The organism is Candidatus Symbiopectobacterium sp. NZEC127 (assembly GCF_025962675.1).
GTDB lineage: Bacteria > Pseudomonadota > Gammaproteobacteria > Enterobacterales > Enterobacteriaceae > Symbiopectobacterium.
On sequence record NZ_JAGFPG010000001.1, the window covers coordinates 579,802 to 600,514 of the forward strand.

22 protein-coding genes are annotated in these 20,713 nt (G+C 48.2%); 2 read left to right on the top strand and 20 right to left on the bottom strand.

Annotation, left to right across the window (positions count from 1 at the left end):
- Positions 1–193 precede the first annotated feature (193 nt).
- From J5069_RS02670 to rluE, 8 genes are all read right to left on the bottom strand, one after another.
- Complete coding sequence (locus tag J5069_RS02670; RefSeq protein WP_264642394.1) at positions 194–1,315, bottom strand: cupin domain-containing protein; 1,122 nt, start codon at positions 1,313–1,315, stop codon at positions 194–196.
- 95 nt (positions 1,316–1,410) lie between these two features.
- Entirely contained in the window at positions 1,411–2,862 is a 1,452-nt protein-coding gene (phoQ, locus tag J5069_RS02675) for a two-component system sensor histidine kinase PhoQ (protein ID WP_264642395.1), read from the bottom strand.
- A gap of 2 nt (positions 2,863–2,864) precedes the next feature.
- A complete protein-coding gene (gene phoP, locus J5069_RS02680) occupies positions 2,865–3,545 on the bottom strand; it encodes a two-component system response regulator PhoP (protein ID WP_195313029.1) in 681 nt (226 codons plus the stop codon).
- A 217-nt stretch (positions 3,546–3,762) separates the two neighbouring features.
- The gene (gene purB / locus J5069_RS02685) at positions 3,763–5,133 is read right to left on the bottom strand and encodes an adenylosuccinate lyase (RefSeq protein ID WP_264642396.1); all 1,371 of its coding nucleotides are present in this window, start codon (positions 5,131–5,133) and stop codon (positions 3,763–3,765) included.
- A 147-nt stretch (positions 5,134–5,280) separates the two neighbouring features.
- On the bottom strand, positions 5,281–5,907 hold the full coding sequence (gene hflD / locus J5069_RS02690; protein WP_264642397.1) for a high frequency lysogenization protein HflD: 627 nt from the start codon (positions 5,905–5,907) through the stop codon (positions 5,281–5,283).
- Between the two features lie 3 nt (positions 5,908–5,910).
- Complete coding sequence (gene mnmA / locus J5069_RS02695) at positions 5,911–7,017, bottom strand: tRNA 2-thiouridine(34) synthase MnmA (RefSeq protein WP_264642398.1); 1,107 nt, start codon at positions 7,015–7,017, stop codon at positions 5,911–5,913.
- A gap of 106 nt (positions 7,018–7,123) precedes the next feature.
- Positions 7,124–7,591 (bottom strand): NUDIX hydrolase, encoded by a 468-nt coding sequence (locus J5069_RS02700; protein WP_264642399.1) that lies wholly within the window; start codon positions 7,589–7,591, stop codon positions 7,124–7,126.
- Positions 7,584–8,210 carry a 23S rRNA pseudouridine(2457) synthase RluE gene (gene rluE / locus J5069_RS02705; RefSeq protein ID WP_264643707.1) on the bottom strand — a complete coding sequence of 209 codons (627 nt, stop codon included), beginning with the start codon at positions 8,208–8,210 and terminating at the stop codon, positions 7,584–7,586. The genes J5069_RS02700 and rluE overlap by 8 nt, the downstream gene beginning before the upstream one ends.
- A gap of 131 nt (positions 8,211–8,341) precedes the next feature.
- Here rluE and icd point away from each other — a divergent pair, with 131 nt between their 5' ends.
- Positions 8,342–9,595, top strand: coding sequence for an NADP-dependent isocitrate dehydrogenase (gene icd, locus J5069_RS02710; protein WP_264642400.1), 1,254 nt, complete (start codon positions 8,342–8,344; stop codon positions 9,593–9,595).
- A 135-nt stretch (positions 9,596–9,730) separates the two neighbouring features.
- On the opposite strand, the gene J5069_RS02715 is transcribed toward icd, so the two are convergent.
- The 11 genes from J5069_RS02715 to J5069_RS02765 form a co-directional block, all read right to left on the bottom strand.
- Complete coding sequence (locus tag J5069_RS02715) at positions 9,731–10,870, bottom strand: phage integrase Arm DNA-binding domain-containing protein (protein WP_264642401.1); 1,140 nt, start codon at positions 10,868–10,870, stop codon at positions 9,731–9,733.
- The gene (locus tag J5069_RS02720; RefSeq protein ID WP_264642402.1) at positions 10,860–11,096 is read right to left on the bottom strand and encodes an excisionase; all 237 of its coding nucleotides are present in this window, start codon (positions 11,094–11,096) and stop codon (positions 10,860–10,862) included. The genes J5069_RS02715 and J5069_RS02720 overlap by 11 nt, the downstream gene beginning before the upstream one ends.
- Positions 11,097–11,227: 131 nt before the next feature.
- Entirely contained in the window at positions 11,228–11,977 is a 750-nt protein-coding gene (locus J5069_RS02725) for a hypothetical protein (protein WP_264642403.1), read from the bottom strand.
- Between the two features lie 329 nt (positions 11,978–12,306).
- A complete protein-coding gene (locus tag J5069_RS02730; protein ID WP_264642404.1) occupies positions 12,307–12,720 on the bottom strand; it encodes a hypothetical protein in 414 nt (137 codons plus the stop codon).
- 1 nt (position 12,721) lies between these two features.
- Positions 12,722–12,988, bottom strand: coding sequence for a hypothetical protein (locus J5069_RS02735; protein WP_264642405.1), 267 nt, complete (start codon positions 12,986–12,988; stop codon positions 12,722–12,724).
- A gap of 22 nt (positions 12,989–13,010) precedes the next feature.
- The gene (locus tag J5069_RS02740) at positions 13,011–14,597 is read right to left on the bottom strand and encodes a YqaJ viral recombinase family protein (protein WP_264642406.1); all 1,587 of its coding nucleotides are present in this window, start codon (positions 14,595–14,597) and stop codon (positions 13,011–13,013) included.
- Positions 14,594–15,433 carry a phage recombination protein Bet gene (gene bet / locus J5069_RS02745; RefSeq protein WP_319801655.1) on the bottom strand — a complete coding sequence of 280 codons (840 nt, stop codon included), beginning with the start codon at positions 15,431–15,433 and terminating at the stop codon, positions 14,594–14,596. The genes J5069_RS02740 and bet overlap by 4 nt, the downstream gene beginning before the upstream one ends.
- A 12-nt stretch (positions 15,434–15,445) precedes the next feature.
- Positions 15,446–15,592 carry a hypothetical protein gene (locus J5069_RS02750; RefSeq protein ID WP_264642407.1) on the bottom strand — a complete coding sequence of 49 codons (147 nt, stop codon included), beginning with the start codon at positions 15,590–15,592 and terminating at the stop codon, positions 15,446–15,448.
- Positions 15,593–15,731: 139 nt separating this feature from the next.
- Positions 15,732–16,052: a hypothetical protein gene (locus J5069_RS02755; RefSeq protein ID WP_264642408.1), complete on the bottom strand. Its 321-nt coding sequence runs from the start codon at positions 16,050–16,052 to the stop codon at positions 15,732–15,734.
- 65 nt (positions 16,053–16,117) lie between these two features.
- A complete protein-coding gene (locus tag J5069_RS02760; RefSeq protein WP_264642409.1) occupies positions 16,118–16,372 on the bottom strand; it encodes a KTSC domain-containing protein in 255 nt (84 codons plus the stop codon).
- A 126-nt stretch (positions 16,373–16,498) separates the two neighbouring features.
- Positions 16,499–16,768 (bottom strand): hypothetical protein, encoded by a 270-nt coding sequence (locus J5069_RS02765; protein ID WP_264642410.1) that lies wholly within the window; start codon positions 16,766–16,768, stop codon positions 16,499–16,501.
- A 90-nt stretch (positions 16,769–16,858) separates the two neighbouring features.
- Here J5069_RS02765 and J5069_RS02770 point away from each other — a divergent pair, with 90 nt between their 5' ends.
- Positions 16,859–17,389: a hypothetical protein gene (locus J5069_RS02770; RefSeq protein WP_264642411.1), complete on the top strand. Its 531-nt coding sequence runs from the start codon at positions 16,859–16,861 to the stop codon at positions 17,387–17,389.
- 548 nt (positions 17,390–17,937) lie between these two features.
- Here J5069_RS02770 and J5069_RS02775 read toward each other — a convergent pair.
- Positions 17,938–20,439 carry a toll/interleukin-1 receptor domain-containing protein gene (locus tag J5069_RS02775; protein WP_264642412.1) on the bottom strand — a complete coding sequence of 834 codons (2,502 nt, stop codon included), beginning with the start codon at positions 20,437–20,439 and terminating at the stop codon, positions 17,938–17,940.
- Positions 20,440–20,713 lie beyond the last annotated feature (274 nt).

The window sequence follows — 20,713 nt, forward strand, 5'->3', positions numbered from 1 at the left end:
AAATCATGAATACATTGTTCACCTTGTATTACTGTAGGAATATTACAGCTTTAAGGAGGGTGTTTTTATAGGTGTATATTAGTTAGATAGTAATACTGTGATATTAAACAAATGGTTGACGGTGAGAATGTAAGGTTTATATCGATACCGGTCATTAAAAATGACCGGTATCAAGTGAGGATAACGGTATTAGTTAATCCATAAAATACCAATAACCGCTGTTAATGAACACGGTCAGTTTGGCCAGAAATGAAGGATCCTCCAGTGCTTCGCCCAACACACTGCCTTCAAACGTCAATTGCTCTGACAGGGCGAGCGCAGCGCTACGGTGTGGGGTATCGAGGCACTCACCATTGACAAAGCACTGCTCTGCGACGCAGAGCACCCGCAGTCCGTTTAACCGGCGTAAAGCGGCCCCTTGCTGAAGTAACTCATAAACTTCGCCGGGTTGATACGGCGGTTCCGGCGGCGCAATATCCAGCTCATGGCGGGATTGCGTAATAAACTCACCAAACCAGCGCTGGAAGTGTTCCGGTTGCTGTACCAGTTCCAACATCATTTTTTGCAGCGCATCCAGCTCTTGGGGCAATACCGTGGCCGGGTGTTCACGTTCAGGAATATCGGGATCGCTATAACGATAGCTCCCCAATTCACGAGCCAGTACATAATCGGCAAAACCGCTGACTAATTCACGCCCGTTAGGTGACCGAAAGCCGACTGAGTAGTTAAGCGCATTTTCCAATGAATAGCCTTCATGGGGAAATCCGGGCGGAATATAGAGAATATCACCCGGAACCATCAGCTCATCAATGATCGGCTCGAACGGACCAACCTGTAACAGATCCGGGTGAGGGCAGTGCTGCTTCATGGGAATTTTTTCCCCAACGCGCCAGCGGCGCTGACCGGTGCCCTGAATGATGAAAACATCATATTGGTCGATATGCGGCCCTACGCCGCCGCCCGGTACGGAGAATGAGATCATCAAATCATCGGTGCGCCAGTCAGGGATGTGACGAAACGGGCGCATCAGTGCCGCTGAGGCGTCATGCCAGTGGTCAACGGCCTGCACCAGCAATGACCAGTTGTGTTCACCCAAATGGTCAAAGCTATCGAAAGGACCGTGGCTGACGTGCCATTGGCCTTCATCGTGGCTGACTAAACGGCTGTCGACTTCGTTTTCCATTGCCAGCCCGGCAAGTTCATCGGGCGATATGGGATCGATGAAATCGGTAAAACCCTGCTTGATCACCACAGGGCGTTTTTGCCAGTAATTCGCCATGAAAGATGGCCAATCGAGATTCAGTTGATAATCCATACCATGTGTTCCAACAAAGGGAGGCTGTATGAGTATAACCATTTCAGCGTCGGAGTTGCAGCGCTGAGCGGCTTGCGGTTATAACAAGACCGACGTTAATCAGGGTGCGAATGCTGGCGTCCGAAAATGGTTTCAACGCGGGCACCACCAAGGACGCTGTCGGTGATGATAATTTCCCCTTCGTATTGCTCGATGATATCCAGCGCGACGGAGAGCCCAATGCCCTGACCGGGGCGCAGCGTATCCGCCCGTTGACCACGTTGGAAAATCATTTCACGTTGGCTGCGCAGTATGCCTGGGCCGTCATCGTCGATCAGTAAATGCAGGCGATGGTCCGAATACTGGGCGCTCACTTCCACAAATTCAAGGCTGTATTTGCAGGCGTTATCGAGCACATTGCCCAGCACTTCCATAAAGTCATTTTTCTCGCCAACAAAGGTCAATTCCGGGGAAATATCCAACGTGATGACGACGCCTTTACGCTGATAGACCTTGTTCAGCGCGGAACACAGCCCATCAAGCAATGCCGGGACGGAGTGTACCTCACGCAGCAGCAGGTTGTGTTCATAACGCATACTCGCGCGATGCAGATAGTAACCGATCTGCTGTGAGATACGGCTGATTTGCGCCAACATCACGGGTTCTGCCTGCTCGATATGCACTTCTTTATCCGTGCGCAGCGCACGTAATGTGGTTTGCAGCACGGCAAGAGGGGTCTTGAGGCTATGGGTTAAATCCGTTAACGCCGTGCGGTATTTCTGATAGCGCTTACGTTCGTTATTCAGCAGGATGTTGAGGTTACGCACCAGGCTGTAGAGTTCACGCGGTGGGTTCTCATCAAGCTGTTCGCGGGTGCCATTCTCCAAATCGGCCACCTGTTCTGCCAGCGTCTTGATCGGGTGCAAACTCCAGTGGGCGGCGAGCCAGAGTAACGGCAGCACCAACAGTAAATTGGCGATAAAAACATAGCTGAACCATTCCCAGACCATATCTGCCTGTTGCAGCTCCTGGGGGATTTTATCAATCACCACAATGGTTAACGCAGGCAAATTCTCTGTGGCCGGGTAGGTATTGACGGCGATGGAGTGGGTGAACGGTGTTTCTTCCGACTTGCTGCTAAAGCGGGTCAGTTTGCTGAGAACCTGAGCATCGCCCTTGAGTACCGCGCTGCTGGTCTGGGTATTGGTATCAAGTTCGTGATAATCGGTCTTTGTCAGCCATTCGGGTTTGATCAGCGCTTCCAGTTCCGGGACTTCGCGTTCACGCCAGAGAATTTTGCCGTCCTGGTTGTAAATCAGCACCAGCGTGGGGTAGCTGATATCCATGTCAGACAGCATGGTGACGCTAAGCTGATGGTCTTTCCACTGCGCCAAACGGTAAAACAGGTTGCTTTCACCGCGCAACAGACGGAATGACGTTTTATCGAAACTGACGCTGTAGCCAATAATAGCGACGGCCCCATAAGACAACGACAGGGCCAGCACTATAGCGACAGCAGCAAGCAGAAAACGAACACGTAAGGAGAATGGCAGTCTTTTTACACGCATAGCTATGATGAGGCGACCAAATCGAAACGATAGCCTTGGCCTCGTACGGTAGTGATGACGTCGGCATCATACACCAGTTGTAATTTTTTGCGCAGACGTCCCATCAACACATCAATGGTGTGGCTTTCCCGCAATTCTGCATCAGGGTAAAGTTGCAGCATCAGCGACTCCTTGCTGACCACCTTCCCGTTGTTACGAATCAGCGTCTCGATAATCGTGTATTCAAATGCCGTAAGTTTAATCGGCGTCCCCGCCACCATGAGTTCTCGACGCGACAGATCGATTTCGAACGGTGGCAAACTGATCAACTGGGATGCCAGACCGCTGTTACGTCGCATCAGCGCCTGCATTCGGGCAACGACTTCCTCAAGATGAAAGGGTTTCGTCACATAGTCATCAGCACCGGCTTCAAGCACGGCGACTTTATCCTGCCAGCTTTCTCGTGCCGTCAGCACCAGAATGGGCAGCTTCACTTGCTGATTGCGCCAACGGCGAATCAGCGTCATACCATCTTCAACGGGCAATCCCAAGTCCAGAATAGCGATGTCAGGGGCATGTTCATGCAGGAAATAATCCGCTTCTTTAGCATCGGCAGCCGCATCAACCTGATGGCCCATTTCTTTCATCTGAACGGTGAGGTGATGGCGCAGCAACACATTATCTTCAACAACCAGTACGCGCATGACTTTATCCTTCATTGAACTACAGACGATCCGGGCTATGCCCCCTAATTCTAACAAAAAAAGCAGAATCGAGCATCGGCGGTGGCGATGTGAATTATCCACAATCGCAGTAAACTAAATGTAAACAAACGTCGAGGGAATGGAGAAAAAGCCTAACGTGAACTAATAATCAATCGCAAAGACAGGCACGGGGGCTGTTACCCCCCGTGCTTACGCATTACTTTAACGTGTCTACCAGCGTTACCGCGTGACCGATGTAACTGGCCGGCGTCATCGCTTTCAGGCGTGTTTTTTCTTCTTCAGGCAGCGCCAGACCATCGATAAAAGCCTGAATGCCTGCACCGTCAACGCGTTTTCCCCGCGTCAGTTCTTTCAGTTTCTCGTAAGGCTTCTCAATGCCATAACGGCGCATGACCGTTTGGATAGGTTCTGCCAGTACTTCCCAGTTGTGATCCAGCTCGTCCAGCAGACGATCGCGGTTCACTTCCAGTTTGCTGATGCCCTTCAGTGTCGCTTGATAGGCAATCAGCGCATAACCGATACCGACACCCAGGTTACGAAGTACGGTAGAGTCGGTCAAATCGCGCTGCCAGCGTGACACCGGTAACTTGGTCGCCAAATGGCCCAGCACGGCATTGGCTAATCCCAGATTGCCTTCGGAGTTTTCGAAGTCGATAGGGTTCACCTTGTGCGGCATTGTGGAAGAACCAATTTCACCCGCGATGGTTTTCTGCTTGAAGTGATTCAGTGCGATATAGCCCCAGATGTCCCGATCAAAATCGACCAGAATGGTATTGAAGCGGGCGATGCAGTCAAACAGTTCAGCGATGTAGTCGTGCGGCTCGATCTGCGTGGTGTAGGGATTCCACTGGATACCCAGCGAGGTGACGAAGCTTTCGCTGAACGCGTGCCAGTCCAGTGTCGGATAAGCGGCCAAATGCGCGTTATAGTTACCCACTGCGCCATTGATTTTGCCAAGAATCTCGACCTGTTGCAGTTGGCGATATTGGCGCTCCATGCGGTACACCACGTTAGCGAACTCTTTGCCGATGGTCGACGGCGTTGCGGGCTGGCCGTGGGTGCGGCAGAGCAGGGGAATATCGCGATACTGCTGTGACAATGTTTTAAGGGCATCAATAATTTGACGCCAGAACGGCAGAATCACATCACGACGCGCGCCATCCAGCATCAAGGCATGGGACAGGTTGTTGATATCTTCTGACGTACAGGCGAAATGGATGAATTCATTGACCGCATGCAGGCTGGGTACTGCTGCGACTTTTTCCTTCAGAAAATACTCTACCGCTTTCACATCGTGGTTGGTGGTGCGTTCGATGGTTTTGATACGCGCGGCGTCAGTTTCATTGAATTCTGCGACAATTTTATCAAGGAAAGCGTTTGCGTCGGCGTCAAATGCAGGAACTTCCTTGATTTCTGCACAGGCTGCCAATTTTTGCAGCCAGCGGACTTCAACCTGCACACGGAATTTCAGCAAACCAAATTCACTGAAAATAGCGCGCAACGTGCTGACTTTATCACCGTAACGACCATCAATGGGGGACACGGCGGTCAGTGAGGATAATTCCATCGCAAGCAACTCCTGGGGTGTATTTATCAAAGTATAGGTTTAACAACGCATAAATTAAAAAAGATAACATCAGCAACGTTCAGGTGTCGTGATGATGCATGAGCGGCCGCAGCGCTTCGCTTTGTGTGGCAATCGGCCGCGCATGGCTTAACAACGGGCCAACATCTGTTTGGCTTCTTTCACCAAACGGGCGCGAGAAAACATCAGTTGTAAACGTCCGCCGCCGACCTGTTGCCACAGCACGGCGGCACGGATCCCCGCCAGCAGCGCGGCGCGTACTTTGGCCTGCACCTGCGTGTTTTTCAGCACTTCCGGGGAACCGGTTACCTGAATTCGCGGGCCGAGGGCGCTGATGACATCGACATAAATCCCTGCCAGCGCGCTGATAATCGTCTCTGACATCAGCTCGAAATGTTCGAGTTGGCGTGATAATTGGCTAATACGGTTACCCAATTCGTCGAGCGCAGCACTATTACCGCTTAACTTGCGCTCCAGGGCAATCAAACTAAAGGCGTAGCGGGATAATTCTGCGCCTACGCCCTTGGCGCTGCTGTTTAAAATCCCCAGCAGGGTTTCCAATCCAACTTTTACGTTGCGCTCATCGCCACCGAATACCGCCACGGTAGAGCCTGGGTTCATATCCAACAGGCTGTTGAGCGAGGTTTGCAGTACGTCATTATCACAGTGGCCGTGATTCGCCAGTTGTTGAACCAGATGGGCAGATTGGCAAACGCCCGCCAGCGCCAGCGTGATGTCCTGATAATTTTTAGCCACAGGCTACTCCTGAACTCGTTCTTCGATGATGCCGCCGCCAAGACAAACCTCTCCCTGATAAAACACCGCGGATTGACCCGGCGTTACCGCAGCAACCGGCGCATCAAAACGAACGCTGATACGCTCGCTATCCAGCGGAGTCACCGTACAGGGAATATCTTCCTGACGATATCGCGTTTTCACGACACAGCGGAAAGGATCAAGACGCGGTTGGCGATCGACCCAATGCAACTGTTGTGCGATAAGCCCCTGCGACATCAGACGCGGATGATTATGCCCTTGCGCAACATACAGAATATTATTCGCGACGTCTTTATCAACCACATACCAGGGGTCTTCACTGCCTTCTTTGACACCACCGATGCCTAGCCCTTTGCGCTGCCCAAACGTGTGATACATCAAGCCTTGGTGCTGCCCCATGGGTTTGCCATCGTCAACGGACAGGATAGGTCCCGGTTGTGCAGGCAAGTAACGCGCCAGAAAATCTCGGAATTTGCGTTCACCGATAAAACAGATACCGGTAGAATCTTTTTTCTGCGCGGTTGCCAGCCCGAGACGTTCTGCGATACGGCGTACTTCAGGTTTTTCCAGCTCGCCTACCGGGAACAGGCTTTGCGAGATTTGCTGGTGGCTGAGCGTGTAAAGGAAATAGCTCTGATCTTTGTTACCGTCTTTTCCACGCAGCAAACGCGTGGCGCAGCCGCTGTCATGGCGGCGCACATAGTGGCCGGTAGCGATATAGTCGGCCCCTAAATCTTCCGCGGCAAATTCCAAAAACGCTTTGAACTTTATCTCTTTGTTACACAGAATATCAGGATTGGGCGTGCGACCGGCACGGTATTCCGCCAGAAAATGTTCAAACACATTATCCCAATATTCCGCAGCAAAATTGACGGTGTGTAGCACAATGCCCAATTTGTCGCATACGGCTTGCGCATCGGCCAGATCGGTAGCGGCTGAGCAATACTCCGTGTCATCATCTTCCTCCCAGTTCTTCATGAACAGGCCTTCAACCTGATAGCCCTGTTGCTGTAACAGGTAGGCGGAAACGGAAGAATCGACACCGCCGGACATCCCGACAATGATTTTTTTCTGGCTGTTATCTGACATGGGCGTCTCACGAACTGAAGTGTTGACGCGCGACTCAAAGGACTTCAGCGCGTCAGCATGAAAAACAAGCGGCATATTTTATCATGATGTTGTCACGGCTGCATGGCTAATCCTGCGCATTGGGCATTTCGAAAGGCCAGTTAAAGGCCCCCAACAGGCTGAGCGGGTAGCGTTCTGCCGTGCGATAGCAGCGAATACTTTCTGCCACCAACGGCGAGCGCAACTGCGTGGAATGCAGAATCTCCTCGGCGGTGAGCCAGTGACAACAACTGATATCGCTGTCATGCGGCGTGGTTGGGAGTCTTGCAGGGAGATCAATGGCAAAGCAAAAACGCAGAAACGGGGTGTGATCGGGGGCAATCCACTGGTGAAGACGCAGAAAAAATTGCGGTGCTGCGCTGATGCCGGTCTCTTCCCACAGTTCGCGTCGAGCCGCCTGAATCAGCGTCTCGTCAGCCTCAAGATGCCCTGCGGGCTGGTTCCAGGTAGCTTTGCCGTGAATCTCTTCTTCAACGATTAAAAAATGGTTTTCAGCCTGCACCACACAGGCCACGGTTACATGCGGTTTAAACATCGAGAATCTCTCTCCAGGTGCCAGGCGGTAAATGGTCCAGTGTCTGATTAGCCATACCGTAACGTATCAGGCGTAGGGTTGGGTAGCCTATGTGCGCTGTCATGCGACGAACCTGACGGTTCCGCCCCTCATGTAGCGTGATTTTTAGCCAACTGTCAGAAACGGTTTTTCTTTCGCGAATCGGCGGCACACGTGACCATAGCCAATCCGGGGGCGCAACAATTTCGGCCCCGGCGGGCAACGTCATGCCATCTTTCAACGACAAGCCGCGACGAAATTGCTGCAAATCTGCCTCTGTCGGGGTGCCTTCTACCTGAACATAATAGATTTTCGCGGTTTTTTTCCCCGGTTGAGTGAGTCGGGCTTGCAGTTTTCCGTCATTAGTGAGAATCATTAGACCCTCGCTATCACGATCCAACCTTCCTGCGGCATAGATATCAGGAAAAGGGATATAGTCTTTCAGGGTGGTGCGGCCTGCTTCGTCGGTAAACTGCGGAAGCACGTCAAAAGGTTTGTTGAACAGAACGATGCGGCGTGGCGCAGTGGAAACCGCGCGTTTACGCGAAGTTTGCGAGCTGAATCGCTTAAGGTTGTGATTTTTAACCGAGAATTTATTCATCATCTTTATAGCCGAGAGTTACAAAGGCATTATACTCGAAATGGTTTGCGATTGGCGCGGGCAAAATATTCAAGTAGTATTGACGCGCATCTTACAAATCATTAACAAAATTGCGCTCGAAGGAGAGGTTAATGGAAAGCAAAGTAGTTGTACCAACAGACGGACAAAAAATCACTGTCGATGCCCAAGGTAAGCTGAACGTTCCTAATAATCCGATTATCCCCTTTATCGAAGGCGACGGTATCGGCGTGGATGTGACTCCTGCGATGATCAATGTTGTTAATGCCGCAGTGAAAAAGGCTTACGACGGCAAACGCGCTATCTCATGGATGGAAATCTACACCGGTGAAAAATCCACCCAGGTGTATGGCAACGATGTGTGGTTGCCGGAAGAGACGCTGGATTTGATTCGTGACTACCGCGTCGCTATCAAAGGCCCATTGACTACGCCTGTCGGCGGCGGTATCCGTTCTCTGAACGTAGCCCTGCGTCAACAACTGGATCTCTATATCTGTCTGCGTCCGGTTCGTTATTACGAAGGTACACCTAGCCCGGTTAAACAGCCTGAGCTGACTGACATGGTGATCTTCCGTGAGAACTCTGAAGATATTTATGCGGGTATCGAATGGAAAGCCGGTACCGCTGACGCTGACAAAGTGATCAAATTCTTGCGTGAAGAGATGGGTGTTAGCAAGATCCGCTTCCCGCAACAGTGTGGTATTGGCATCAAGCCGTGCTCTGAAGAGGGAACAAAGCGTCTGGTCCGTGCAGCCATTGAGTACGCTATCGTCAACGATCGTGAATCCGTGACCTTGGTCCACAAGGGCAACATCATGAAATTCACCGAAGGCGCGTTCAAAGACTGGGGCTACCAGTTGGCACGTGACGAATTCGGCGGCGAACTGATCGACGGCGGACCCTGGGTTAGCATCAAGAACCCGAACAGCGGCAAAGACATTATCATCAAAGATGTGATTGCTGATGCCTTCCTGCAACAGATTCTGCTGCGCCCGGCGGAGTACGACGTTATCGCCTGTATGAACCTGAACGGTGACTACATTTCCGATGCACTGGCCGCACAGGTCGGCGGTATTGGTATCGCGCCCGGAGCCAATATTGGTGATGAATGTGCGCTTTTCGAAGCGACTCACGGTACAGCACCGAAATATGCCGGTCAGGATAAAGTGAACCCTGGTTCAGTTATTCTTTCCGCTGAAATGATGCTGCGTCACATGCACTGGTTCGAAGCGGCCGACCTGATTGTTAAGGGAATGGAAGGCGCGATCAAGAACAAGACCGTGACCTACGATTTCGAACGTCAGCTCGAAGGCGCTAAGCTGCGGAAATGTAGCGAGTTTGCTCAGGACATCATCGATAACATGTAATTGTATTATTGCGATAAAGATCGGCGGTGGCGCTTTGCTGCCGCTGACTTTTAACATTGAAAAATCATTCAGTAAAATCTCAGTAAAACGCCTCAGTAATATAGATTAAAATATCACCTACGTGATAATCACCTTTCAACCCGACTTAACCTGAATTGTTAACCAATCTTTACCGCGATCGTCGTTATAGGTATCGGTTTGATGCTGCGATTTATGCCCTAACAAATGCCGGGTATCGACATCACCCTGTTCACGGTAAAGCCGTTCTGCCAGTGAGCGCTGTTCATGAAACGTGGGTGGCGTGCCATTCTCCCAACACAATCCTGTTTTGTCTCTGGCCTTGCTAAAACGCAAGGTGAGGGTGCGTGGTTTGACGCCATCGCCGCGTTTGGCCTGGGATGTGGTGTGAAAAAAATGAACCAGATAAGGACTGACAACGTAATCACGGCAGCGCTTAACAATATCCTCCAGGCTCCAGTCGATGGCGTTACATCGCAGCGAGAGAGGGAGCGCTAAGCGTGTTCCGGTTTTCTCCTGCACTATGTGTAGATGGTCATTCCAGATGTCGGAGAATTTCATGTTGGCGATGTCGCCCAGGCGCTGCCCGGTGACCAACGCCAACAACATGGCATTGCCCATATAACGGTGCCTGGCATCCGCTACGGCAAAGATGGCCTGCCACTCATCCAGATCGAGTCGTTGGCGCAACACCTTTTTGCGTGGCTGCTTGGTTGCCAACGCAGGGTTGTAGCCTGGTGGCACTTCCCCCGCATGCTGCGCCTCTTTGAACACATCGATCAGCACCGAACGTACTACCTGCGCCATCCGTGGCTGCCCGTTTGCCTTATAGTCATCCAGGATTTCCGCGATATCCTTGGCGCCCACCTCGGCCAGCATCTTCATACCGGCGTGCTGGTTGAGCAGGGCGATAGGCTTATTGCGCTGCTTATAGGTATTGGGGCGAATATCACCTGACTTCAGTCGCTCATCCTGAATGGCTTTGTATCTCTCCAGCCAGCCGGTAACCGTGATGCCTTGACCGGCGATGGCCAGAGAACGCTCACGAATCACCGACACCTGATTGGCCTGCTGCGCACTGATACGCAGATTGGCTTCTATCGCAATGGAGGTGGCTTCGGTTTCATCTGTTCCCAGACCATGACGCTTGCCTGTTAACGGATGCTTGTATTGCCAATAGATCCGCTTAGTGCGCGGATCCGCAAAACAAAAGAGATTGGGAACGTTGATATTGTACTTCCGAGGTCTACCGGCCATCTGACAGGATCCTTTTTAATACCGGGCTATCATTCCGGTTAATTGTAGGCGTGGCAATCAGTCCGACAAAACGAGCATCTTTCTCTACCATCCATTTACGCCCGACTTTTTTTGGCGGTGGTGCGATCATGTTGTGCTTGGCGTAGTGATTCAATGTGTTATTCGATGGCGCAGCATCACCGAATTCGTCAAGTGCCCATTGCTTGAGCGGTAACATACGTGGCATTGGTCAATCCTCGGATAATAGGCGTGCGAATGACACGCCCGTAGTTTGGTCGTTTGGTGTGGAGGTGGGTAGGGGCTTTGGTTTAATTAGACTTTAGAGTATTGGTCTAAAGTTGCTATTCTATTTGATACTTAGACCGAATTAATAAGTTTTTTACATACACATATAGCATCTTCTATAAAATTCATTACGTCAATTTCAGCATAACTATTATCGCCTGTCATTTCTTTGAAATTGGTTGTTACATTAGTTATGATAGATGGCTTATTAATCGTATGTGCTAGCGTGGTTGGGAATGACATTATTCCACGTTCATCGCCAATAGCATATTTATGACTCATTGCGATACGTATATTTTTTGTCCATGGAGTGTTGAGTGGGCCTGTAGTACTTATACCCGCTGATGTAAGTCTTTTTCTATGCTTTGTTGTGTTATTGTATTTAAATAATTCCCACACATAAGAACCGCTTTTTTTTATTGGACGAGTTGAAAGTAATAGGTTTTTATCTTCCTCTGATCTGTCTAATGTTATCTTTTTGATTTTATTATTCAGTTTTTCACTACTTTCGCCTGTTGGGAAATCTATTTTCCAAAGCTCTTCACTGTTTACTCCATTTCGCTTTGCAATATAAATAGCTATGTAATTATAACTGCTTCTAATGTGGTTTATTATGTCAGATAATTTAAAGTCTATCTGTACAGGAATCTCTTTTGTTACTTTTATCTTCAATAAACTTGTTCTAGGATCTTTTTTATCAAGTTGTAAAACAGTATGTACTGGTGCTGATAATATGTAATCTCCGATCAAAATCTTTAGCTCTGGTTTTAAGGTGTTTTCCACATATGAAATGGTTGCTTTTGCATCATCTAATTCACTCATTTTGATACCTTATAGTTAGATGGAATTATGACTAAAGGTCTTGGGCTGAGAATGGCTGTATTTTATCTATCATTATGTATAACAAAAATGCATGTTATTAGATGAAATGTAGTATAAATACTAAACTGTTATAACAGCAACCAATTTCGTTATCAATTTTGAACCTTGTGAGAATAAGGAAAGTACCAGCAGAGAAAATCAGATAGGTTGAAAATAGTCTAATGTTTCGTTTACCGATCTCGCAAATTTTCTGGTTAGACAAAACTCATCCCTGAGTCGGTCATACCGGGGTTAGAATGCTCAATAAAACTGTAGAAATAGACTGAACATTACGCCTCCTTACCCAATCGCGCCAAAATCTCCCCTTTAGGTGGCAGCGGCAACTGCTGCGCCAACTGCCACTGTTTGCGCTGGGTCTGGGTGCTATGCGCCAGCAATTTGCGGATATCACCAATCGGAATACTGGTATCCTTGGCGATCAGGTTTTCGTTGATACCTCGGCGGTGCAGTTGGTACACGGCCAGCATGATGGTTGATGAGTAACAACGCCGTGCGCCAATACGCGGCGCGCTGGTCATTTGTCGTGGCAGTGCGTTGCCGACATAGATCGGTTTGGGCTCTGGCCCGTAGGGAATACCCGTGCGTATCGATGAACGCACACGCATGCGATGCAAAATCACTGGCAACCAATTGCAGTGGTCATCTTCTGGCTTAAACAGCACACCCAATTGTAATTCTTCCATATTAGGCGGCCTCGCTACGTTTTTGTTGCTGTTCCCAATCCTTTGCTGACCCCATGCAGTTGGTAGGCACCCTGCGAGCGGTGACAAGCAAGAATCCTTTAACGCGTTTGACTAACGTTTCAGGCATGCCAGGTATGATGTCAAAAAGCAAAGTGCTGACCGCGTGTTGAGTGATGCCAGAAGTTTTCAATATTTCTAGAGCAATCTGCGCCCGAACGAGGCGCAGGGATGACTCCAACACGTCGGCGACGGTTGTTGCGGTGGTCATAAAGTATTTCCTGAATTGGGGATTATCGGAGCGAGAATACGCGGATCTGGTTGTTAGCTACGGCGGATAAGAGTTTCTTGGCGATGCCATTGGCGATTTTGATCTGGGCTTTGGTGAGGTCTGCCGATAACGACTCCAACAGCGCATTAAAGTCAGGCTGTGCAGTGGCTGTAGGAGGCTTTTCTCCTAATTTTTCCGGCCATGTGATTGTTCCTGCCGGATATAACGGTGCGCGTGCTGTTTGCGGTGTTGCATCTGGTTCGGTTGCCTGCTGTGCCTGTGCCTGTGCCTGTGCCTGTGCCTGTGCCTGTGCCTGTAGCCGTTCCTCATCAATGCGTTTTTGCTGCGTGATGCGTTGATCGATCAGTAACTTCAGGTGCTCGCTGTCGTTACCGATGATGAGATTCAGATCGGCAAAAAGGCTACGATACTCAGTCGGAACTGTGTCAAACAAAGCGAGGTTTTGCTGATATTTTTCAGCTAACTGATTGGCTTCAATTTTTGCCCGCGCCAGTTCATCATTTGCCGCACTGTGCAGCGAAACCAGCGTTTTCTTGCCCTTGATGGCGCTGACAAAATCCGCTGGGATGCTAGGCAAACGCACGGTGACCAACTCGGCATTGAGTGCAGTGATATGTTGCTCCAAATCGGCTTTGGCCTTGCTGATGATCTCAGCGCGAATCTCGTCCTTGCGAGATTTGACCAGGCGGGTAAGTTCCAAACGTTTACCGCGCATTTCTTCGCGTAGCGTGTCGATGGTGCGAAACAGGCGGTCGATCTGCTCAGTTTGGGACAGTGCTTGCTGCTTGATCAGGTCCAATTCTTTTTCTGCTTTTTCGCAGAATTTAACCGTCTCCTCGGCATCGGCGAAATCCTGATCGGTAGTCAACGAGGTGTTAATGGCACGAATAAAGGCCAGTGCCTGTCCCTCATAGACCGCGAGGTTGGATTGCTTCACAGTCCCCTCGATTTCAACCAGGAGGGCAGGGAGACGCGCGATCGCCTTGGCATGAGGCAACTCAGCAATCACAGGGGCCGCGTAGTTTTGCAAATCGGTTTCGAATTGCTGCCAACCCGCGAGAAGGGCATCGGCGCGGCCAGTTACCGCGCGGTACTCCATCCAAACGAAATTATCTTCTGTGCCATCGGATACCACGAAAATGACGCGTTGTGCACCGCTAACCAGCAACTGCTGTTCCAACTGCCAGTAATATTCCGGTGGCAGATCCTGATTACGAACATGTTCGGCCAGCGTGGCATTCCACATTTTATGCTCGAACAACGTTTCTTCGGTCATGGTGATGCCGTCGAACGAGGCCAGCAGACGATCATCGTCATCAACGGCGGTAGCGGGGAATAACTCATCACCGATCATTGTTTCGACGATAGTGCGCGCCGAGGCTTCCTGCGCATGCCCTTTATCAAACAGATGGGTTTGCACCCAATCGCTTACCTCACGCTCGCTGCCAGTGGCCTTCATGCGCAGCAACTCATCACGGCGCATTTTGCTGGAGACTGCCATCATCACCGGCGCTTCACTGGCGGTGAAGTGTTTGGCACGTAGTGCGTGCCAGGCGTCTGTACCTTGCTGGATATTCTCGAGGATCATTGAATTGGCTCCAAATCGCGGATGGCGAGGATTTGTTCTTCTGAAAGGGTGTATTTGCTGCTGGCGGTGGCGATGATCTGCTGCGCGGTTTTCTTGCCGCTTTCCATCAGTTTCTGCCAGGCTTCCAGGTTGGCTGCAAAGCGTTCTGGCGGGTAATAGGCAATCGCTGGCGGCTCAGGTGTGGCTGCGGCTTTAGGCGTGACATCTTTTATCTCGCCAAAATCCAGATCTTTGCCTTCCATTTCTTCGGCGGTGGGCTGCTGCCCGATCTCCGGCCAGCCTTTGCGTAAGGCCTGACTCTCAGAGCACTTACCTAATTGTCCGTAGGGGCGCTTTTTCCACATGGCATTTGGTGCGCGGCTGTCGCGCCCGGCGGTGGCGTAATTCTCGAGCCAATACTCTTTCGCGCTGAACTCTACGATGGTGCCATCAGCGAGGCGTTTGAAAACGGTGTATTTGCACCAGGAGGGGAAGGTGATCTCGACGCCATCCAAGGTCTGGGTAACGTCTGGGCCATATTCTGGCTCTTTAGCACCCGCGTAACTGCCAGACCGATCGGCTTGGATGCGGTACAGGCCAACGCCGGGCATCACTACATCGCGCCATTCATTTTTACCGGTTTGCGAATCTTTGACGTTCATTGGCACCAGGTGAACCGGCTTCATCAGCGGATCCAGATTGCGCGCACGGCAATAGCTCACCGCCATCACAACGGAGTCATCTTTGGCTCCCGGGTAGATGCTGTTTTTCAGCGCGTTCCAGGTGGGCTCATCGATACCCAGATTTATCACCGCCGGCGGCAGTGCCGACGTGGCTAGGGTGTTGCTGGTGGTCATGGTCAGTCCTTATTACAGAATCAGTGACAGGGCAGAAAACGCGGCTAGCACGATAACGAGCGGGAACATCAAGCCGTGTTTATGCTGCGGATAGTGGCGAATATTGTGGCTACCAACGCGATGTTGGTATTGGATGTGTTTAACGGAACCTGTTGGCATGGTATTCTCCTTAGCGATCGGGTTGGTCCCCGATCAACTAACCGGTGGCCTTTATGGTCATTGGTCAGTCCTCAAAGGTTGTGCGGTTTGGTCGCTGCACAACCGGGATAGCCCCGGCGCAAGCTGGGGCTTTTCTCTTTCAGGCGCTTGTGCTTAAACCTGATAACTCTATCGCGCGCTCAATCACGGCGACACGCCGGAAGATTTCTTCCTGTATGGTGAGTAGGTAACTTTCAGTTTTAGGGGACGCGACGAGCGTATCCACCGGGCGATTATCGGTGCCCGCCACATAGCAACGCTTACTGACGATGGTTTTCATGTCGCCAGTAAGTCCAGATGCGCGGCGCAGATAGGCAATGCGTTCCTCCAGTTTTTGCCGCTCCTCCTGGCTCTGCGCCAATGTGGTTTCGTACTCCTCCAGAATCTCTTCAACCATTCGCTGATAGTTGCTGTCGTTCATTTCTGCCTCATTGTCAGTGGCTTCACGCCTGCGCCCGCCGAAACGGACGCAGGGAGAAAAGCCGCTTATTGCTGTTCTTCGTTGATGCGCTCATAGGGGAAGCGATCGGTATGCGGTTTGATGTTGCGGTAGAAGTGAGAGCCAACCGAGTCGGCACCAGAGAACGCGGCGAAATCCTCCGCGTTTACGTTGCTGTAGTGATACAGGCTGCCCGGCGAGTTATTGCGCCCGTTGAAACGGATAGCCAGCGTGTTAGTTGCCGCATCGTGGCCGATGCTGTGGATCTGGGATGATTTAACGGGGGTCATGTTGATGGTCATTGGTAAGTCCTCAGTGGATAGAAATAAAAAGGCCACCCGAAGGTGGCCGATGGATGCCCTGGTGAGGCGTAAAACTCGTTTTTTAGGTGAAAAAAAAGCTCACCGAAGTGAGCTTAGATGAAATATTCAGTACACGCCGCGCGGGATAGTGCTACTGCCGCGCACCTTCTGGCGACCGACGGCGGTATAGCCAACGTAGCGATCTGGCTCTGTGCCTTCAGGCGTTTGTTTTGCTGAGCGGCCTGGCGTTTTGGGCATATCCGGTATCGGTTTGCAGCGAACGGTAACAAGCACTGCTTTACTAACACGGTCGCTTTTACGTTGGGTGATGCGCTGGATGTTTTCTACGCATTGACGCAGGTTCGCGGAACGGCGTTTTTTACGTGGTTTGGTCATGGTCAGTCCTCAGTGGTCAGTCTGTTTCCGGGATATTTAGGCACGCCCGGCCGTGCTATCCTTGATGTCGCCACAACAAGTAAGGATTCGATGATGTCAGAAGATAATGGTTTGCTATCGAGAATATCTGGCGCTGTTTCAAGCACTACAGGAGCTGTTAAGTCAGCGTTAGATGCGGCGAAAGAGGTTCATCAACTTACCGTGGATTACCAGGTAAAAGAAAAAACCATTGATCTACTGAATAAAATTTTAGATGTACAGTCTCAGCAGATAGATCTTAAAGACTTACTGGCATCTGCGAAGCAACGCATCATTGAGCTGGAAGATGATAAAAAACAGCGTGAGCAATGGAATGCAGAAAAATCCTGCTACCTTCTTTGTGAGGTTGTTTCGGGTACATATGTCTATCGAGTAGATCCGGCGAAGAAGCCAGACGCACCCCTTCATTACATATGTCCCGCCTGCTATGAGAAATCGGTAAAATCGATCCTTCAAATGGAAGGGTCTACGACGGTTCAAGATACGCATTTTTGCCCGACCTGTAAGGTTGAGTTTCGTTTTCCCAGCACTGTAAAACGCATGGAATGCCCTAGACCGCTGAATTATTACTCGGGGTCATGATCTGATTTATCACCGCTGTGCCCTCGCAAAGACGCACAGGTGATAAGCATGGTTTAGCCGTAGCCGTCGCACCGGTACATGCAGACCGTTGGTGTGTGCAACTTAACCTGATTGTTAAAGAGCGATCCCGGTTGGGATATGTCAATTAAAAACTATAGTTGTTTTTATGTCAACATCTTTGGTTTTTTTATTGCAAGTGTAATGGTTGTGTTAGACGTGGATGTTGGTGTGAGGTTAGAAAACGCACAAATTGCATAAGATGAAATTGAATTTTCGGATAGATATCCATAATGGGATTGGTGAAAGATATGCAGAGGGTATCAAAAATTACTTGTATGATTTATACCTGAAAAGATTCGTTAGCAGCTTTAGGCTAAACTTAATTTCATAGTTGATTTTATGCCAACAATCAGACATTTCTATTATCATGGAGTACTAGTTCATAGGGAGCAGATCACTTACGCCAACATTAATAAAACCAGTAGTTAAATTAGTAGTAAAAAAGGTAAGAGGGTTTAAAGAGTATGCTAAACCCTCCTTGCCTGATATTAGTTCATCAACTCCATCCATGAGTTTACTACATCTTTGGAATCGAGTTCAGAGTTAAGTCTCGAAAGGTTTTCAATATATGCGATTCTTTGTTGATCTGTTAATGAACTCACTTTCAACTCCCCAGCTAGCGCATCTCGCTCCATAGCCTTGTAAACTAATAAATTTTTATTTTTTATGCGCGAAAGGATTTCTAGTGCTAAAGAATAACGTCCTTTTTCTATTTCCAAGCGGCACTCTAAACCTAACCTTATATCGTTTTTCTTATTGTCAAATTGTCTGGATAAACGATTTATAATCTCCTCTGCTTCCGGAAATGCTCCTGTTCTAGTGTAACAAGTTGCTAATTGGGATAGGATTCCAAAAGTTGGTCGTTCTCCTTTAAAAGATGATAAAGCTTTTTGGGCAGCACTCAACGCTGCTGGTACGTTTCCAAACCTTAATTCAACGGTTGATAATCTATGTTGTACAAAGGAACTTGTATCAAGTTGTTCAAGTTTAATCAACCCTTCTCTAGCCCGTGGTTCATCGCCTTCACGTGTGGAAATCTGAATAAATAGATCAACGACATATTTTGTTTCGTTACGAGACATTGCATCTAAAACATAGCTTTTGGCTTCTGGAATCTGATTATTCAAGTAGTAACACATAGCTAGTTCCCGTTTAACAGCAACACCTCTGTGCCCACTTCTCTCAGATTCAAGGAATGAATTTATCGCATCACCCAGCTCACCTCTTTTTCTATGATAAAAACCACGAAGGAACGCTATATTTCTTTTAACTGCATAGCGAGAATAAATCTCGATATTCTTTAATGCGGGTTCCCATTGCTCATCTTGTATTAAGCTTCTAATAAGCAACTCTGTAGAACTTTCATTATTAGGAACCTCTGCGAGAGATAACTCAGCAAATCGGATACATTGCTTGTAGTCTCGATTATGGTAATGGTCTTCAGCAAGTTTTATTAAATCATTTGACATATGAAATATTTCGTCTAATGGTTGCCCGCTTCTTGCGGCTGCTTTAAATAATAATCTCATTAAATCTAATCTAGGCAACTCCTCATTTTGAGAGTCCAGATGTTTTTTCAAAGAATTGTAAGTGGCTATATGGTCAACATCTTCTTCTTCGCGGAATAAACTAATTACTGCGTCTGCAATAGGCTCTGAAATTGCATATAAGCTGTTATCATTGAATATAACCAATGAGTGCTCAATTAATTTAATTATACTGCGTGCAACCTGATCAGTGTCCATGTCCACTACATCAGCTATAATATCTATAGGTATAGGGCTATATTTCCCTAACATGTTCAGGATTTTTTTGTCAGTTGAATCAAAAACATGCTTGGCCAAAAAATCAACAAAAAAAGAAACTTTAAATTGAACAAGTTTATATTTATCAGCCAGTAATGCACTTATCCCATATGTTTTTATTAATTGAACTGCATAATGAACAGATGGTGGAAAACCATTTATATACTCACTTAGCTCTGAGATTTGAACTGATGTTAAGTTAATTTCGGCATCAGATGCTACTTTTGATACCAAACGTTTAACATGATCTGTTAATAATGGTTTTAAATATAATGAATTTTCTAATTCATTAGTTTTTCTGTTGGTTATAATAAATAAATATATTTCATTTTTTGATGTTATACTTGTTAAAATTGTACGTATCGGTTCCCTATGATAGCCATCTGATGTAAAGAGACCACCATCATCTATCAACGTTGGTAGTTCTTTATTAGTTATGGCAGTGTTTAAAAGATTTATTATCCTTTCAATTAATTTACTTTCGGTTTCAGCTCTGATCGTTTTAATGATATATTCAAAACCATCTTTCGTTGAATATGGCTCTAACTGAGTGGAAAGTTTTACAGCAACATCAACTAACTCATCTCCATCAGAGACTGTTATAGGTAATAATCTGTTAAAAGATAGTGTAAGATTTGCTGCATGGGTCAAAAAAGTTCGACGGCCTATATGTGGGAGTCCATATATAGAGGCTACCTTAGGGGCAGGTAATCCTATAGGCGTCATCATAATTTGAAACTTCTCAAGATCAGCAGTGCGCCCCTCAAAATATGGTTTATGAGTAACCATTATATTTCTATCAATTTGATATCTTATTTCTCTAGATGCTACTTTTGGAATATTAGTAGATAATACTTTGGCACGGGCCAACCATGGAGGTAAATCTTCAGGTTTTACTTCTGAATTAATAATGAAAACCATTGCTTTTTGGATGTTTTTTAATAAGGTTTGATATCTGGCTTCCGTAATTTCAAAATCTACCCATATGCTATCAAGCGACGCCTTGCTAGCAAAAAATACGAAAATAGAGCTATCTGATAAATACTTTTCAATTGAGTCTTTAAAGCTTTCCGAAGTATCAAACATTTGCTCATCAAATACACAATACTGTCTTCCTAAATCATGTGCAACCGATCTGACAAATTCTTTATCAGCCCATGAGTGTGAAAGGAATGCTTTACTCATATATGCCCCTTAGAATATATAATTTACTATTAGAGTTTGGTATTCAGTAAAGATTTTCATAAAATTCTCATCAAGACGTAATTTAATGCTTCTAATGTAAAGCAGCGCCACCAGCATCAATACTGTAATAAGCGCATAATTGAAGTATGTTCATAATGGCACCGGGATTAAGGTATCTAAATAACAGGCGAAATTGGTGAAACTACAGTACGTCAGTTTCTCGCTCACAGTGGCCAGTCCCATCCACAGGCAGCTTCGTGTCTACTCTATACAA